This is a genomic window from Pelomonas sp. Root1444, assembly GCF_001426885.1.
Classification (GTDB): Bacteria; Pseudomonadota; Gammaproteobacteria; order Burkholderiales; family Burkholderiaceae_C; genus Pelomonas.
Genome location: NZ_LMFP01000026.1, coordinates 45,367 through 60,859, shown reverse-complemented (window position 1 = coordinate 60,859; position 15,493 = coordinate 45,367). Strand labels below are relative to the sequence as shown.

Here is a 15,493-nt window from a genome sequence, read left to right as displayed (position 1 = left end):
CGAGGCCCCATGACGACCTCTCCGCACGCCGCCACCGCGGCCAAGATGCCGCCGCAGATTCCCTACATCATCGGCAACGAAGGATGCGAGCGCTTCAGCTTCTACGGCATGCGCAACATCCTGACGGTGTTCCTGATGACCAGCCTGCTGCTGGCCATCCCCGAGGACTTGCGCAAGGCCGAGGCCAAGGAGGTGTTCCACACCTTCGTCATCGGCGTCTATTTCTTCCCGCTGCTGGGCGGCTGGCTGGCCGACCGCTTCTTCGGCAAGTACCCGACCATCTTCTGGCTCAGCCTCGTCTACTGCGCGGGTCACGCGTGTCTCGCGATCTTCGAGGACAGCATCAAGGGCTTCTACTTCGGCCTGTTCCTGATCTCGCTGGGCTCCGGCGGCATCAAGCCGCTGGTCACCAGCTTCGTCGGCGACCAGTTCGACAAGGGCAACCGGTCGCTCGCGCAGAAGGTTTACGACGCCTTCTACTGGATCATCAACTTCGGCAGCTTCTTCGCGTCGCTGCTGATGCCGGTCGTGCTGAAGCACTTCGGCGCCAGCGTCGCCTTCGGCCTGCCCGGCGTGCTGATGGCCCTGGCCACGTTGATCTTGTGGAGCGGCCGCAAGAAATACGTCCACCAGCCGCCGCGCGGCGCCAACCCGCACAGCTTCATGTGGGTGGTGTGGACGGCGCTGAAGAGCGGCGGCCTCGGCATGACCGTCGCGGCGCTGGGCGTGCTGCTGGCGGCGTACAGCCTGGGCCAGATGGGCAGCCTAGGTTTCGTGGCCGCGGTCTGCCTGGCGCTGGTGCTGGTGATGGGCTTCGGCGGCATCGGCGCCTCGCTGCAGCTGGACCGCGCCCGCGGCGTGCATCCGGACGAAGCCGTCGACGGCGTGCGAGCGGTGCTGCGCGTGCTGGTGCTGTTCGCGCTGGTCACGCCGTTCTGGTCCCTGTTCGACCAGAAGGCCTCGACCTGGGTGCTGCAGGCCGACCAGATGAGCAAGCCCGCGTGGTTCCAGTCGTCCATGATGCAGGCGCTGAACCCGCTGCTGGTGATGCTGCTCATCCCCTTCAACAACCTGGTGCTCTACCCGGCGCTGGAGCGCATGGGCCTGAAGGTCACGGCGCTGCGGCGCATGGGCGCGGGCATCGCGCTGGCAGGCTTCGCGTGGATCGCCGCCGGCGTGCTGCAGCTGTGGCTGGACGAAGGGGCGACGGTCAGCATCGTCTGGCAGGTGCTGCCCTATGCGCTGCTGACGCTGGGCGAGGTGCTGGTGTCGGCCACGGGGCTGGAGTTCGCGTACAGCCAGGCGCCGATGTCGATGAAGGGCACCATCATGAGCTTCTGGAGCCTGTCGGTGACGGTCGGCAATCTGTGGGTGCTGCTGTCCAACGTCAGCATCAAGAGCCCGGGGGCGCTGGCGGCCGTCAAGTCCAGCGGCTACAGCGAGACCGCCTGCCTGATGTTTTTCTTCGCCGGCTTCGCGCTGGTGGCCGCGGCGCTGTTCGCGCTGGTGGCGCGGCGCTACCCATTGCTGAACAACTACCGCGATTGAACCCGTGCACGCGGCGGCGCCGGGCAGACCTATTGCACGGACGTTGAAATTACCGCGTCTGTGCGCGCGCCGTAACCTCGCCCGCCGCCCTAGGATGCTGCCCGGCCGCCGACCGGCGGCAGTCCTGCATTTGGAGAGGCCTTCGTGACCCTTGCTTCCCTGTTCCACCCGGCCCTGGCCGGCGCACTGATCGGCCTGAGTTTCGGCGCCAGCGCCGCCCCGGCCGCGCCCGCCGCCGTGGCCTTCGACACCGCGCCCCGCGCCGGCCAGCACCAGCGCCAGCTCATCGACATCCAGGCCGTCATCAAGATGCGCGTCGAGGCCGCACCCGACGCGACGGACGAGCAGCGCGCCAAGATTGCCCAGGCGACCGAGCACTTCGCCAGCATGGGGCCGATGAAGATGAAGCTGCAGATGGATCAAACCATGAAGGTGGGCCAGCCCGATGCCGACGGCTGGCTGCCGCTGACCATGACGACCGGCAGCAAGGGCGGCCAGATCGACGTGGGCGGCAAGGTCTCGCCACTGCCCGGCAAGGTCCAGGACCTGAACTTCATCGCCCGCTTCAACCCCAAGGATTTCGCCTTCGAGATCCAGAACGTGCAAGGCGCGCCGGAGCTGAACGACGCCATGCGCGCCCAGGGCAACGCCATGATCGGCGAGGCGCTGCAGCTCTACAAGACGCTGGCGCAGCAGCCGCTCAAAGTCGGCGAAAGCGTGGACGTGCCGATGACCCTGGCGCTGCCCATCCCCATGCCCGGCGGTGCGGGCTCGTTGCAGAGCAAGCTGCGCTACACGCTGGCGCGCGTGGACCGTGGCACGGCCCACTTCGACCTCGGCATGGACATGACGATGGACGTCAATGCCCCGCTGCCGCCGCAGGCCGCGTCCGCCCCCGCCGGCGAGGCCGCGTCAGCGCCGGCTGCCGATGCGGCGCCGCGCGTCATGAACGTCGCCATGGCCGGCCGCGGCCAGGGCACCAGCTCGCTGCGCCTGGCCGACCGCCTGCCGCTGGCCAGCCATCTCAAGATGACCATGACCATGACGATGAAGATGCCCGACAGCAGCCTGATGCACATGGACATGGACATGGACGTGCGCGCCAAGGGCCAGTCGCTGGCCAAACCGGCACCGGCCAAGGCTGCGGCCACGAAGAAGAACTGAAGACGCTGGCCGGGACAGGGAGCCCACGATGAACGACCCGCGCCGACAACCCGGCCCGACGAGCGACCCCACGCAGTCGGCAGACAGGCCCGCCGCCCCGGCGGCGCCAGCCTCCTGGCAGCAGCCCGCCGCCCATCCGCGCCGGGCCGCGCCTGCGCCGCGGCGGCCGCGCGTGCCGGAGCCGTCGCAGCGCGGCTACTTCGCACGCCACTGGCATGGCGAGATGAGCCTGGTGCGCGCCTACTGGGTCAACAACCTGCTGGTCGCGATGCCGCTGGCCATGGCGCTGACCGGGCTGATGAGCTGGATCAGCGTCAAGGGCGATTCGCTGCAGGTCAGCGCCATCGCGCTGCTGCTCGTCCTGCCGCTGCTGCTGGGGCTGGACGTCTGGTGCATCGTGGGCGCCTGGCGCTCGGCCGGCCACTACCTGCGCGAGAACGGCTCGCGGCTGTGGGGCTACCTGGCGTACATCACGCTGGCGCTGGGTGCGCTGCAGCTGCTGGTGTCCGTGCTGTTCGGCGTGTTGCCCAGCCTGGGCGGCTATTGGCAGATGGCGCGCGGCATCGACCCCATCGGCCACGCCAAGTTCAGCCTTTCACCGGATGGCCGCAGCCTGCGGCTGGACGGCACCATCGGCATGGGCGACGCCACCCGCATGCGCGACCTGCTGGACAGCGAGGCCGCGCGCGGGTTGCGCCGCATCGAGCTGGTGTCGCCCGGTGGCCGGCTGCACGAGGCCGAGCTGATGGCCGCGGCGCTGAAGCCGCGCGGGCATGAGGTGCGCGCGGTTGGCGACTGCGCCAGCGCCTGCACCGTCGTGTTCCTGGCCGGCCGGCCGCGGCAGCTGACGCCGGGCGCGCGGCTGGGCTTTCACCGCGCGTCCACCGGCACCTACAACCCGGTCTTCGAAGAGCTGGCCAATCAGCAGCTGGAGGCCACCTACCGCGAGCTTGGGCTGCCGCAGCCGCTGATCGACAAGACGCTGGACACGCCGTCGCGCAGCATCTGGTTCGCCCCGCGCGAGGACTTGCTCGCCCACGCGCTGATCGCGCCGATGCCGCAGACGCTGGCCATTGCGCTGCCGCCGGTGGGCAAGTCGGGCCTGCCCGACTTCGACGACGCGCTGCGCATCCATCCGGTGTGGGACGCGCTGGAGCAGCACAGCGCCGGCACTATCGATGCCGTGGCCAAGCGCATGTGGGACGCACGCCAGGCCGGCGCCCCCGACGAGGACGTGCAAGCCGCCGCGCTGTCGCCGTTGGCGCGCCAGATGCCGGCGCTGATCGCCCGCAGCGATGCCGCCTCGCGGCGGCGTTATGTGCAGCTCGTCGCCGACCAGCTGCGCGCCCTGCAGGCGACGCCCGGGGGCACCCGCCCGGCCTGCCGCGACCTGCTGGACGGCCGCCTCGACGTGCGCCGGCAGCTGCCGATCGGCCTGCAGATCCGCGAAAGCCAGTGGCTGCTGGACGCCGCCATCGCCCCGCCGCCGCGCTGGCTGCCCAAGCCGGCGACGTCCATCGAGATCGAGGTACTGAACCGCTCGGTCGGGGGCGCCGCGCTGGGCATGCTGTCGCGGCTGTGGGCGGATGCGCCCGACGGCGCGGCGACCGGGCCGGCCTGCGAGCCCGTCATCGCGATGCTGGACCGCCTGGCCGCGCAGCCGCCGGCGCGCCGCGAGCTGGCCGAGCGGCTGCTGTTCCAGCCGCGGGCGTTTTAGGCGGTCGTCTCGACGACGACGAAGGCGGCGGCGTAGTCCTGCTCGTCGCTGACGGTCACATGCGCGCGCAGGCCGCGCGCGGCGAACCAGGCGGCGAGCTCGCCGTGCAAGGCGATCTCCGGCTTGCCGCTGGGTGCCTTGACGACCTCCATGGCGCGCCAGGTCATGGGCATGCGCAGCCCCAGGCCGATGGCCTTGGAGAAAGCCTCCTTGGCGGCGAAGCGGGTGGCCAGATAGGCCTCGCCACGCGCCTCGACCTTGGCGCGGCGTTCGCGGAACACGGCCAGCTCGTGCGGGCCCAGCACCTTCTCGGCAAAGCGCTCGCCGCGGCGGGCCAGCGTCGCGCGGATGCGGCGGATGTCGCAGACGTCGGTGCCGATGCCGTAGATCATGCCGGCACCCTGCCTGCAGCGTACGGCGGGCGGCCCTCCACGAGGGACGGGCCTCGCGTGGGGCGGCCCGGCGCGGCGGCCTGCATCACGCGTCGGCCGCGGCGATGGCACGCAGGTAGGCGCGCACGGTCTCGGCATAGCCGAGCTCCAGCGCGTCTGCGATCAGCGCATGGCCGATCGACACCTCCTGCACGCCCGGCACTGCGCGCAGGAAGGCAGTCAGGTTGTCGCGGTTCAGGTCATGCCCGGCGTTGATGCCCAGCCCCACCTTCAGTGCCGCCGCGGCCGTGGCGGTGAAGCCGGCCAGCACCGCGTCGCCTGCCGGCGTGCCGAAGGCGCTGGCGAAGGTCTCGGTGTAGAGCTCGATGCGGTCGGCGCCCAGTTCGGCCACGGCCGCCATGGCCGCCGGGTTCGGGTCCATGAACAGGCTGACGCGCACCCCGAGGTCCTGGGCTTCGCGGATCAGCGGGCGCAGCCGCTCGGCATCGGCCGGCAGCGTCCAGCCATGGTCGGAGGTGAACTGCTCCTCCGAGTCGGGCACGAAGGTGACCTGGTGCGGCCGGTGGCGGCGCACGAAATCCATCAGGTTCTGCGTCGGGTTGCCCTCGATGTTGAACTCGGCCTGGGGCCAGTCCTTCAGGAAGGCGGCGAGGTCGTCCACGTCGCCCGTGCGGATGTGGCGCGCATCGGGCCGCGGGTGCACCGTGATGCCATGCGCCCCGGCCAGCAGGCATTGCTCGGCCGCACGCAGCACGCTGGGAATGCCGAGGTGGCGGGTGTTGCGCAGCAGCGCGACCTTGTTGACGTTGACCGACAAGGCGCAACGGACACTGGAGGGAGCGAAAGGGTTCATCCTGGAAGCAGCGGCGGGGGCGGCGGGTAGCCCGGATGGTAGTGGAGCGGGAACCGCCGCCTCGCCGGGCACGGTAAAGCCGTCGGCACCTGGCCCGGCGGCTGCGACGAAGCGGCTTTTCAGCGCGCCGAGGCCGTGCGCAGCACCATCAGCAGGCCATCGCGCACCTCGCCGACGGGCGGCAGCCACACGATGGCGAAGCGCTGCGCGGGGTCGCCTGCCGCGATGAAGCGCTGCTGCCGGGCCGGGTTGCCGGGGTCCACCCGGGCGGGGCCGGCCGCGGGCCTCCAACCAGGCGTCGTCCTCTGCTGGTAATGGCCCAGCACCCGCTCCCAGGGGGCATCGCCGGGCAGGCGGTAGAGCTGGGTGTCCACCGCCACGTTCACGCCGGCGGCCGGCAGCAGCAACTCGCGGCTGGCCGCCACGTTGGCACGCCGCGCGGCGGACAGCGACGGCTCGCCGAAATGGTCCCAGTCCACCGCGACGGCGCCGGCCGGCGGGGCGGGCAAGGCGACGGCGGGTGCGGCGTCCACGACGGCGCTGCTCATGGCCAGACCCGCGGCGAGCCAGAGGCTGGTGCGCAACCGCGCGCGGCGAGCCGGGTCTGCAAGGATTTGTCGTTCATGGCTTGGCATGTTCGCGGGTGACGATCCAGGTGCCGTTGAAGGCCGAGCCGGCGCCACTGCTGGCGGCCTGCTCCAGGTCCGGCAGGCCGTTCGGCAGCTGACGCGTGGCGACGCTCGGCACCAAGGCCCAGAACAGCTTGTCGTCGGCACTGACCTGAGCGCTGATCTTCGCATCCATGGCCGCCTTGACGCCGAACTGCGTCCACTCCTTCAGCACCGAGGCGGCGATGCCCACGCCGGGATGGGCGCGGCCGGCGGTCTTGTCGACGATGGTCAGCACGCTCTTCAGCGTCGCGTTGATCAGGTCGCCCTGCTCCTTGGCGTCCGTCGTGATGCTCTTGACGGCCGCGCTCACCGCGCCGGCGAAGTAGCCGGCGGTCTCCGCGTTGACGTAGCGCTGGCCGCCGCCGGGCGCCTGCACCTGGGCCTCGAAGCGGGCGGCCGGATCCTCGTTCTTGCCGTTGCCCAATGAGATCTGCGCCTGGATCTCGCCGAGGGCGTCGAAGTCCTTGGCATTCAGCGAGGCCTTGGCGTAGGACGCCAGCGCCGAGCCGTTGGCGGTCTCGCGGTTGGCGGCCAGCTCGCGCATCACGCCGTTGGTGTCGCTGAGAACGAGCTGGCCCATGCTGCGCCGCACGCTCTCGGCCGCGTCGCCGCGGCCGCGGCTGGCCAGGTCGGTCATCACCGAGGCGGCGTCGGCGAAGACGCGCGCCTTGGTGTCGGCATCGCCGATGCGGCTGGCAACCTTCAGCAGTTGCTCGAGCGCCGCCGTGTCGGTGCGCACCGCGCCGACGCCGCCCATGGCGCCGCCGACGAGGAGGGTCTCGTTGGCTGCCGCCTTCAGCACCGCCAGGCGCTGATCGGGCTGCAGGCTCTGCAGCGCCTGCTGCGCGGTGGCGGGGCTGTTCTCCATGCTGCCGATCACCTCGGCGATCGCGCGGGCCTGCGGGTCGTGCAGGCGCGACTCGTGCATCGTGTCGATGGCGGTCTGGTCGGTGGACGCGCCGGCCAGCTGGCCGATGAAGTCGAGCTTGGTCTGGTTGCTGCCGTGCTGGCCGACGGCGGCGGCCAGCGCGGTGATGTTGTCGTCGGCCAGCAGGCGGTCGCGCGAGGTCTGGCGGCCGGTCGTGCGGTCAAAGGCCTGCGACAGCCTGGCCAGTTCGGCGCCACCCAGGTCGCGCGCCATCTCGTTGAAGAAGTCGCGGCGCTCGCCATGGCTCAGCCCGCCATTGCCGAACCACGCGTCGTCGTTCATCTCGTCGGCGATCTTGCGCAGCTCGTCCGCGCCGAGCTTGCCGATCACCGCGCGGCTGTCTGCCGCGTCGAGGTTGGACAGGATGGACTTGACGCTCTTGATGTCGTCGTTGGTGACGGGGTTGAACCACCCCGTCTCCATGTGATGGCGGATGTCCTTGACGGCGGTGTCGACGGTATTGGGCGGCATGGGAGGCGCTTTCGTTTGGACTGCAAGGCACCGGGGCTGCCATGCAGCACCAGCTCGTGCGCACATTCTTCGCAGCGACCGGCCGCGCCGAAAGCTGCGTCTGCCCCTAGCCCCGGCGCGACCCTAGCTGCGGCTGACCCTAGCGCCGTCCAGCAACTGCTGCACTTCGACCATCAGCGAGCGGGTGCGCAGCGACTGGTGGCCCAGGTGGTAGTGCAGCAGCCCGCGCAGCGTCGTCTTCAGCGCCGGCAGCTCGGCCGCGCAGGCCTGGCGCAGCGCGGCCGGGCTGCCATGCAGCAGGGCCGCCTGCAGCTGGATGAGCAGGCTGCCGGGCAGGTGGGCGTCGCCCGTGGGCGGGATCAGGCCGGATTCGGGCGAGAGCTGATACCGCCGCGCCGGCTCGATGGGCGTCTGCGTGGGCGTGACGACGCTGAGGTCGGGCAGCAGCCCGAGTTCGGCCAGCAGCTTGATCTCGAAGGCGCGCAGCGCGGCATCGCCCTCGGCCAGGTGCGCCAGCGCATCGGCGTAGGCGTCGAAGAGCTGCGGGTGCGGGTCGTGGCGGGCCAGCAGCTTGAGCAGCAGCTCGTTGAGGTAGTAGCCGGAGAACAGCGCGGCGCCGCTGGGCAGCGTGGCGCCGCCGCCCCACTCGGCGCTGCGCAGCGTCTGCACCTCGCCGCCATCGGCCTTGGCCGGCTTGCTTAGGCTGACCGAGATGCGCTGCAGCGGCAGCAGCACCGCGCGCAGCTGCGAGTACGGACGCTTGGCGCCCTTGGCCGCCACGGCGACGCGGCCGGACTCGCGCGTGAACAGGTCGAGGATGAGGCTGGACTCGCTCCAGTCGTGCTGGTGCAGCACGTAGGCCTGCTGAAGCGCCGGCGGGCGCGTGAGCCTCATCGTGTGGCGATCACTCGTAGCCGTAGCTGCGCAGATGCTCTTCGGTATCCGCCCAGCCCGAGCGCACCTTCACCCACAGCTCCAGGAACACGCGGCCGTCCATCAGGTGCTCCAGCTCCTGGCGCGACTCCGAGCCGATGCGCTTCAGGCGCTCGCCACCCTGGCCGATGATCATGCCCTTGTGGGCGTCGCGCTCGACGACGATGCTGGCGCTGATGCGGCGCAGCTCGCCCTCCTCCTCCCACTTGTCGATGACGACGGTGGACGTGTAGGGCAGCTCGTCGCCGGTGAGGCGGAACAGCTTCTCGCGGATGATCTCGCTGGCGAGGAACTTCTCGCTGCGGTCGGTCAGCGCGTCTTCCTCGTAGAACCAGCCCTGCTCGGGCAGGTAGGGCTTGAGGATCTTGAACAGGCGCGTGACGTCGGCCTCCTTCTTGGCCGACAGCGGCACGAACTCGGTGAAGTTGCGGCGCTCCTGCATGCCCTTGAGCCAGGGCGCCAGCTCGGCGCGGCGGTGCACGGCGTCGAGCTTGTTGGCGATCAGCACGACCGGCTTGTCCTCGGGCAGCAGGCCCAGCACCTTGGCGTCGTCCAGCCCGAAGCGGCCGGCCTCCACGACGAACAGCACCAGGTCCACGTCGGCCAGCACGCCGTGCACGGTGCGGTTCAGCGTGCGGTTCAGCGCGGCGTTGTGCTTGGTCTGGAAGCCCGGCGTGTCGACGAACACGAACTGCGCCTCGTCCACCGTGCGCACGCCGGTGATGCGGTGGCGCGTCGTCTGGGCCTTGTCGGAGGTGATGCTGACCTTCTGCCCGACGAGGGCGTTCAGCAGCGTGGACTTGCCGACGTTGGGCCGGCCGACGATGGCGATGAGGCCACAGCGCTGCGGAACTTCGGATGCGGGCTTGGTGGTCTCGGTCATGGTTTGCCTCGTTCGGCGGTCGATCTGTCCTGAAGGCGATCCAGCAGGCGGCGGGCGGCCTCCTGCTCGGCGATGCGGCGCGAGCGGCCTTCGCCCAGTTCTGCCACGTCGAGCGCCGGCACCGCGCATTCGACCTCGAAGGTCTGGGCATGCGCCTGGCCGCGCGTCGCCACGATACGGTAGCTGGGCACCGCGATGCGGCGGGCCTGCAGCCATTCCTGTAGAGCGGTCTTGGCGTCCTTGCCGAAATCGCCGGTGCTGCTGGCGCTGGCGATGGTCTCGGCCAGCAGGCGACGCACGATGGCCAGCGCCGCGTCGTAGCCGCCGTCGATGTAGGCCGCACCCAGCACGGCCTCGACCGCATCCGCGAGGATGGACGGTCGCTGCGCGCCGCCGCCGCGGGCCTCACCGTCGGACATCTTCAGCACCGCCGGCAGGCCCAGGGCCAGGCCAAGCTTATGCAGGCTGTCCTCGCGCACGAGATGGGCGCGCACACGCGTCAGGTCGCCTTCGTCGGAGCCGGCGTGATGTTCGTAGAGCAGGCTGGACACGGCCAGGCTGAGCACGGCATCGCCGAGGAATTCCAGGCGCTCGTTGTGGTCGGCACCATAGCTGCGGTGGGTCAGGGCCCGCGCCAGAAGCTCGGGTCGCTGGAAGCGGTGGCCGAGGCGGCGTTGCAGGTCGTCCAGCGCGGCGTTCATCGGCACGGGGCTGGCGTCAACGCGACTTGCCCCGGTACTTGATGAGCAGGTAGACCGGCCCGGCCAGGTCGATCTCCTTGTCATAGGCGAACTCGATGACGACCTTGTCGTTGCCGTCCTTGCTGATCGAGAGATCGCTGCTCTTGATGCTCTGGATGGAGTACTCGACCTGGGTGGCCCTCTCGAACTCCTGGCGCACCTGCGGCACGGTGGCCGGGTTGCCGGCGGCGATGCGGTCGACGACCTTCTTCACCGTGTAGTACTCGAGCACGGTGGGAAAGACCTTCATGGCGACGACGGCCAGCACCGCGATGATGCCGCCCCAGAACAGCAGGCCGATCAGCGAGAGGCCGCGCTGCGGGCGGGAGGATGACGATGGCGTGGAACGACGGCAGGAAGTCATCTGGGCATCAATCGAAGAAGGTACCGACACGCTTGAGGTTACCGAAATTCATCCAGACCATGAAGGCGCGGCCGACGATGTTCTCGTCCGGCACGAAGCCCCAGAAGCGCGAATCGCGCGAGTTGTCACGGTTGTCGCCCAGCATGAAGTAGTGGCCGGCCGGCACCTTGCAGGTCACGCCTTCGATGGTGTAGCGGCAGTTCTCGCTGAAGGGGAACGGACCGTCGGCGCGGTCGGCGCGGAAGAAACGCTGCGCATCGGGCTGCACGAGGATCTGGTGCTCCCGCTCGCCGAGCTTCTCCAGGAAGCGCGGGCGGTAGACGCGGGCGTCCTCGTCGTAGAAGTTGCCCTGGGGCTGCACGGGCGCGGCCTTGCCGTTGATGTAGAGCTTCTGGTTGATGTAGCTCACCTCGTCGCCGGGGATGCCGGCCACGCGCTTGATGAAGTCGGTGCTCGGGTCCTCGGGGTAGCGGAACACCATCACGTCGCCGCGCTTGACGTCGTTGTTGGCGATGATCTTCTTGTTGATCACCGGCAGGCGCACGCCGTAGTGGAACTTGTTCACCAGGATGAGGTCGCCCACCAGCAGCGTCGGCACCATGGAGCCCGACGGGATCTTGAAAGGCTCGAACAGGAAGCTGCGCAGCAGGAACACGACCAGGATCACCGGGAACAGCCCGGCGGTCCAGTCCAGCCACCAGGGCTGCTGCAGGATCTGCTGGCGCGCCGGCTCGATGTCGCCGTCCACGCGGCTGATGCCTTGGGCGGCCAGCGTCTCACGGCGCTTGGCGTCGTTGTCGAGCAGGGTCTGCGCCGCCCGGCCACGGGCCGGCGCGAAATGGAAACGCTCGGCCAGCCAGTACAGCATGGTCACGGCCGTCAGCACGAAGAGCAGCAGCGCGAAGTTGCCGGTCCAGCGTCCGACGTACCAGCCGCCGAGGTAGGCCACCAGGGCCGCGTACAGGAGACCGGTCAGAACGCTCATCAGGGAGGTTTTCAAGGCGGGTGGGCGGTGGAGTTCAGTCGTCGACTTGCAGGATGGCGAGGAAGGCTTCTTGCGGCACTTCCACCGAGCCGATCTGCTTCATGCGCTTCTTGCCGGCTTTTTGCTTTTCCAGCAGCTTGCGCTTGCGGGTGATGTCACCGCCGTAGCATTTTGCCAGCACGTTCTTGCGCAGCGCCTTGATGTTCTCGCGGGCGATGATGTTGGCGCCGATGGCCGCCTGGATGGCCACGTCGTACATCTGCCGCGGGATCTGCTCGCGCATCTTGGCAGCCACGCCGCGGCCGCGGTACTGGCTCTGGCTGCGGTGCACGATCATGGACAGCGGGTCGACCTTCTCGCCGTTGATCAGGATGTCGACCTTGACGACGTCGGCCGCGCGGTACTCCTTGAACTCGTAGTCCATGGAGGCGTAGCCGCGCGACGCCGACTTCAGCTTGTCGAAGAAGTCCAGCACGATCTCGGCCAGCGGGATCTCGTACGTCAGCATGACCTGCTTGCCGTGGTAGGCCATGTTGAGCTGCACGCCGCGCTTCTGGTTGGCCAGTGTCATGACGACACCGACGTAGTCCTGCGGCATGTAGAGATGCACCGTGACGATGGGCTCGCGGATCTCGCGCATGGCACCGATCTCGGGCATCTTGGACGGGTTCTCGACCTGGATGACCTCGCCCGTGTTCAGCTCCACCTCATAGATGACGCTGGGCGCGGTCGTGACGAGGTCCTGGTCGAACTCGCGCTCCAGGCGCTCCTGCACGATCTCCATGTGCAGCAGGCCCAGGAAGCCGCAGCGGAAGCCGAAGCCCAGCGCCTGCGACACCTCGGGCTCGTAGCGCAGCGAGGAGTCGTTGAGGCTGAGCTTCTCCAGCGCGTCGCGCAGCTGGTCGTACTCGCTGGCCTCGGTCGGGTACAGGCCGGCAAAGACCTGCGGCTGGATCTCCTTGAAGCCGGGCAGCGCCTCGGTCGCCGGGCCGGCGTTGTTGGGCAGCTTCTTTTCCAGCGTGACGGTGTCGCCCACCTTGGCCGCGGCCAGTTCCTTGATGCCGCAGATGATGAAGCCCACCTCGCCGGCCTTGAGCCCGTCGCGGTTCTCGCTCTTGGGCGTGAACACGCCCATGTGCTCGATGGGGTAGACCGTGTTGGTGTTCATCATGCGGATGCGCTCGCCCTTCCTGAGCTCGCCATCCACCACGCGCACCAGCATGACCACGCCGACATAGTTGTCGAACCAGGCGTCGATGATCATGGCCCGCGGCGGCGCGTCCGGGTTGCCGCGCGGCGGCGGCATGCGGGCGATGACGGCTTCGATGATCTCGTCGATGCCCATGCCGGTCTTGGCCGAGCACGGGATCGCGTCGTCGGCGTCGATGCCGATGACGTCCTCGATCTCGGCCTTGGCGTTGTCAGGGTCGGCGGATGCCAGGTCCATCTTGTTCAGCACCGGCACCACCTCGACGCCGAGGTCCAGCGCCGTGTAGCAGTTGGCCACCGTCTGCGCCTCGACCCCTTGGCTGGCATCGACGACCAGCAGAGCGCCCTCGCAGGCCGACAACGAACGGCTGACTTCATAAGAGAAGTCCACATGGCCCGGCGTGTCGATCAGGTTCAGGTTGTAGACCTTGCCGTCCTTGGCCTTGTACTGCAGTGCTGCGGTCTGCGCCTTGATCGTGATGCCGCGTTCGCGTTCCAGGTCCATCGAGTCCAGCACCTGCGCCTCCATCTCGCGGTCCGACAGACCTCCGCAGCGCTGGATGATGCGGTCGGCCAATGTGCTCTTGCCGTGGTCGATGTGGGCAATGATGGAGAAGTTGCGGATGTGGTTCATGCTGACCTACTGCGCTGGGTGGCTGAAGACACAACGGCGAAGCCGTTGCACCGCAGACTCATATCGCGCAGCGATGTGAAGGCGCGGGAGCGCCGTGTCGTAGGTAAAAAAAAGGCACGTCGAAGAGGCGACGTGCCTTCCAACAAAAGGTATGGCAACTGCTTGTTGGGCTTTCATTGTAGCCAAAAGGGTCGGCCGGGAAACCGCACCAGCATTGGTTTTCCGGCCGTTGCAGCCTGCCAACAAGGAATTTCATACACAGGTTATCCACAAGTGCTTGTGGATCGCCTGTGGATCAAATCCGGCCATCGCCAACGGGCCGCGATTCCATCGCTGGATACCGCTTTCCCTTGCGCGTTCGGACTTGATTTTAGCGGTTCGCGCCAACAATCCCAGCCAGGCTAGCGAAGTTAGCCGGCGCCAACTTCCGCAAACGGTGGACAACATTGATCGCGCCGGCCATCGGCCTTGCCGCATCGCGGAAAGCCCGAGTGGCCGGCGGCGGTATCGGCGGGTCAGCGGGCCGCCGGCTTCAGCAACACGAAGCTGGTGACGTCATCGCGGCGCACGACAAGGTTCATGGACTTGGCCTTGTCAGCCTTGGCGATCTGCGCCTGGAAGGACTTGACCGAGGACACCTCGACGTTGTCGATCGACAGGATGAGGTCACCCTCGCGCAGGCCGGCACGCGCGGCCGCGCCGGTGGCACTGTCCACCTTGACGCCGGACTTGAGCTTGAGTTCCTTGCGCTGGGCGTCGGTCAGCTCCGAGACCTTGAGCCCCAATGCCGCGCTCGGGCCGTTGGCGGGCGCCGGCTCGCTGCCGCCTTCGGTACCGCTGCCGGGCTTCTTGCTGCGCTCGTCCTCACCGATGGTGACGACGATGTCCTTGGTCGTGCCGCGGCGGAAAACCGTCAGCGTCGTCTTGGCGCCGGGCTTCACGTTGGCGACCAGGCGGCGCAGGTCGGCCGCCTTGTCCACCGTCTTGCCGTCGACCTTGGTGACGACGTCGCCGCCCTCTACGCCGGCCTTCTCGGCAGGGCTTCCGGCGACCACCGAACGGATCACCGCGCCTTGCGGCTTGCCCAGGCCGATGGCCTCGGCGATTTCCTTGGTGATGTCGTCGGGCAGCACGCCGAGGTAGCCACGCACGACGCGGCCACCGGCGCGCAGTTCATCGGCCACACGGATGGCGTCAGCGATGGGGATCGCGAAAGAGATGCCCATGTAGCCGCCGTTCTGGCTGTAGATCTGCGAGTTGATGCCAATGACCTCGCCGCGCAGGTTGACGAGTGGCCCGCCGGAGTTGCCGGGGTTGATGGCCACGTCGGTCTGCAGCAGCGGCAGCAGGTCGCCGGTGTCGCGCTGCTTGGCGCTGATGATGCCGGCCGTCACCGTGTTCTCGAGGCCGAAAGGCGAGCCGATGGCCATGACCCATTCGCCCACCTTGGCCTTGTTGCTGTCGCCGACCTTGACGACCGGCAGCCCGGTGGCCTCGACCTTGACCACCGCGACATCGGAGCGCTGGTCGGCGCCGATCAGCTTCGCCTTGAGCTCGCGCTTGTCGGTCAGCGTGACGATGACCTCATCGGCACCTTGCACGACGTGGGCGTTGGTCAGCACATAGCCGTCGGCGCTGAGGATGAAGCCGGAACCTACGCCACGGCGCATCGGGCCGTCATCGTCCGGCGTGCCGCCGCCGCGCGGGGCGCCACGGCGCTGGTTGGGCACGGGGATGCCGAAGCGCCGGAAGAACTCCTGCATCTGCTCGTTCATCTCGGCCTGGCCTTCGGGCACCTTGACCTTCTCGGCGGTGCGGATGTTCACGACCGCGGGGCCGACGCGCTCGACCAGCTCGCTGAAGTCCGGCAGTTCGCGGGCCTGGGCGACGGCCGGCGCCTGGCCGAGCGCCAGGGTGAGCGCCAGTGCCGTGCTCGAAAGCAGGAAGCGCGCGCGCGCGGGATGGTGGCGGTTCTCAGCGTGCATATGGATTTCCAGGGAG

At 68.8% G+C, this 15,493-nt stretch carries 14 protein-coding genes; 3 read left to right on the top strand and 11 right to left on the bottom strand.

The annotated features are described in order from the left end of the window. Positions 1-9 precede the first annotated feature (9 nt). From ASD35_RS16760 to ASD35_RS16750, 3 genes are all read left to right on the top strand, one after another. A complete protein-coding gene (locus ASD35_RS16760; protein ID WP_056876104.1) occupies positions 10-1,548 on the top strand; it encodes an oligopeptide:H+ symporter in 1,539 nt (512 codons plus the stop codon). A 144-nt stretch (positions 1,549-1,692) separates the two neighbouring features. Further along, a complete protein-coding gene (locus tag ASD35_RS16755) occupies positions 1,693-2,712 on the top strand; it encodes a hypothetical protein (RefSeq protein WP_056876103.1) in 1,020 nt (339 codons plus the stop codon). 28 nt (positions 2,713-2,740) lie between these two features. Beyond that, the gene (locus ASD35_RS16750; protein ID WP_056876102.1) at positions 2,741-4,429 is read left to right on the top strand and encodes a hypothetical protein; all 1,689 of its coding nucleotides are present in this window, start codon (positions 2,741-2,743) and stop codon (positions 4,427-4,429) included. Here the strand turns inward: ASD35_RS16750 and acpS are convergent. From acpS to ASD35_RS16695, 11 genes are all read right to left on the bottom strand, one after another. Next, on the bottom strand, positions 4,426-4,821 hold the full coding sequence (acpS, locus tag ASD35_RS16745) for a holo-ACP synthase (protein ID WP_056876101.1): 396 nt from the start codon (positions 4,819-4,821) through the stop codon (positions 4,426-4,428). The genes ASD35_RS16750 and acpS overlap by 4 nt on opposite strands. 85 nt (positions 4,822-4,906) lie before the next feature. After that, the gene (locus ASD35_RS16740) at positions 4,907-5,674 is read right to left on the bottom strand and encodes a pyridoxine 5'-phosphate synthase (RefSeq protein ID WP_056876100.1); all 768 of its coding nucleotides are present in this window, start codon (positions 5,672-5,674) and stop codon (positions 4,907-4,909) included. Positions 5,675-5,793: 119 nt separating this feature from the next. Further along, on the bottom strand, positions 5,794-6,222 hold the full coding sequence (locus tag ASD35_RS16735) for a hypothetical protein (protein ID WP_157275619.1): 429 nt from the start codon (positions 6,220-6,222) through the stop codon (positions 5,794-5,796). Between the two features lie 73 nt (positions 6,223-6,295). After that, positions 6,296-7,744 carry a hypothetical protein gene (locus ASD35_RS16730; RefSeq protein ID WP_056876098.1) on the bottom strand — a complete coding sequence of 483 codons (1,449 nt, stop codon included), beginning with the start codon at positions 7,742-7,744 and terminating at the stop codon, positions 6,296-6,298. A 123-nt stretch (positions 7,745-7,867) separates the two neighbouring features. Then, entirely contained in the window at positions 7,868-8,638 is a 771-nt protein-coding gene (gene recO / locus ASD35_RS16725) for a DNA repair protein RecO (RefSeq protein WP_056876097.1), read from the bottom strand. Between the two features lie 10 nt (positions 8,639-8,648). Further along, the gene (gene era / locus ASD35_RS16720) at positions 8,649-9,560 is read right to left on the bottom strand and encodes a GTPase Era (protein WP_056876096.1); all 912 of its coding nucleotides are present in this window, start codon (positions 9,558-9,560) and stop codon (positions 8,649-8,651) included. Beyond that, a complete protein-coding gene (gene rnc / locus ASD35_RS16715; protein ID WP_200956062.1) occupies positions 9,557-10,261 on the bottom strand; it encodes a ribonuclease III in 705 nt (234 codons plus the stop codon). The genes era and rnc overlap by 4 nt, the downstream gene beginning before the upstream one ends. Positions 10,262-10,277: 16 nt before the next feature. Then, positions 10,278-10,664: a DUF4845 domain-containing protein gene (locus ASD35_RS16710; protein ID WP_056876094.1), complete on the bottom strand. Its 387-nt coding sequence runs from the start codon at positions 10,662-10,664 to the stop codon at positions 10,278-10,280. A 7-nt stretch (positions 10,665-10,671) separates the two neighbouring features. After that, positions 10,672-11,649: a signal peptidase I gene (gene lepB, locus ASD35_RS16705; RefSeq protein WP_056876093.1), complete on the bottom strand. Its 978-nt coding sequence runs from the start codon at positions 11,647-11,649 to the stop codon at positions 10,672-10,674. Between the two features lie 34 nt (positions 11,650-11,683). Beyond that, positions 11,684-13,492, bottom strand: a complete 1,809-nt coding sequence (gene lepA, locus ASD35_RS16700; protein ID WP_056876092.1) for a translation elongation factor 4 — start codon at positions 13,490-13,492, stop codon at positions 11,684-11,686. Between the two features lie 515 nt (positions 13,493-14,007). Then, positions 14,008-15,477 (bottom strand): DegQ family serine endoprotease, encoded by a 1,470-nt coding sequence (locus ASD35_RS16695; protein WP_056876091.1) that lies wholly within the window; start codon positions 15,475-15,477, stop codon positions 14,008-14,010. Positions 15,478-15,493: the final 16 nt, after the last annotated feature.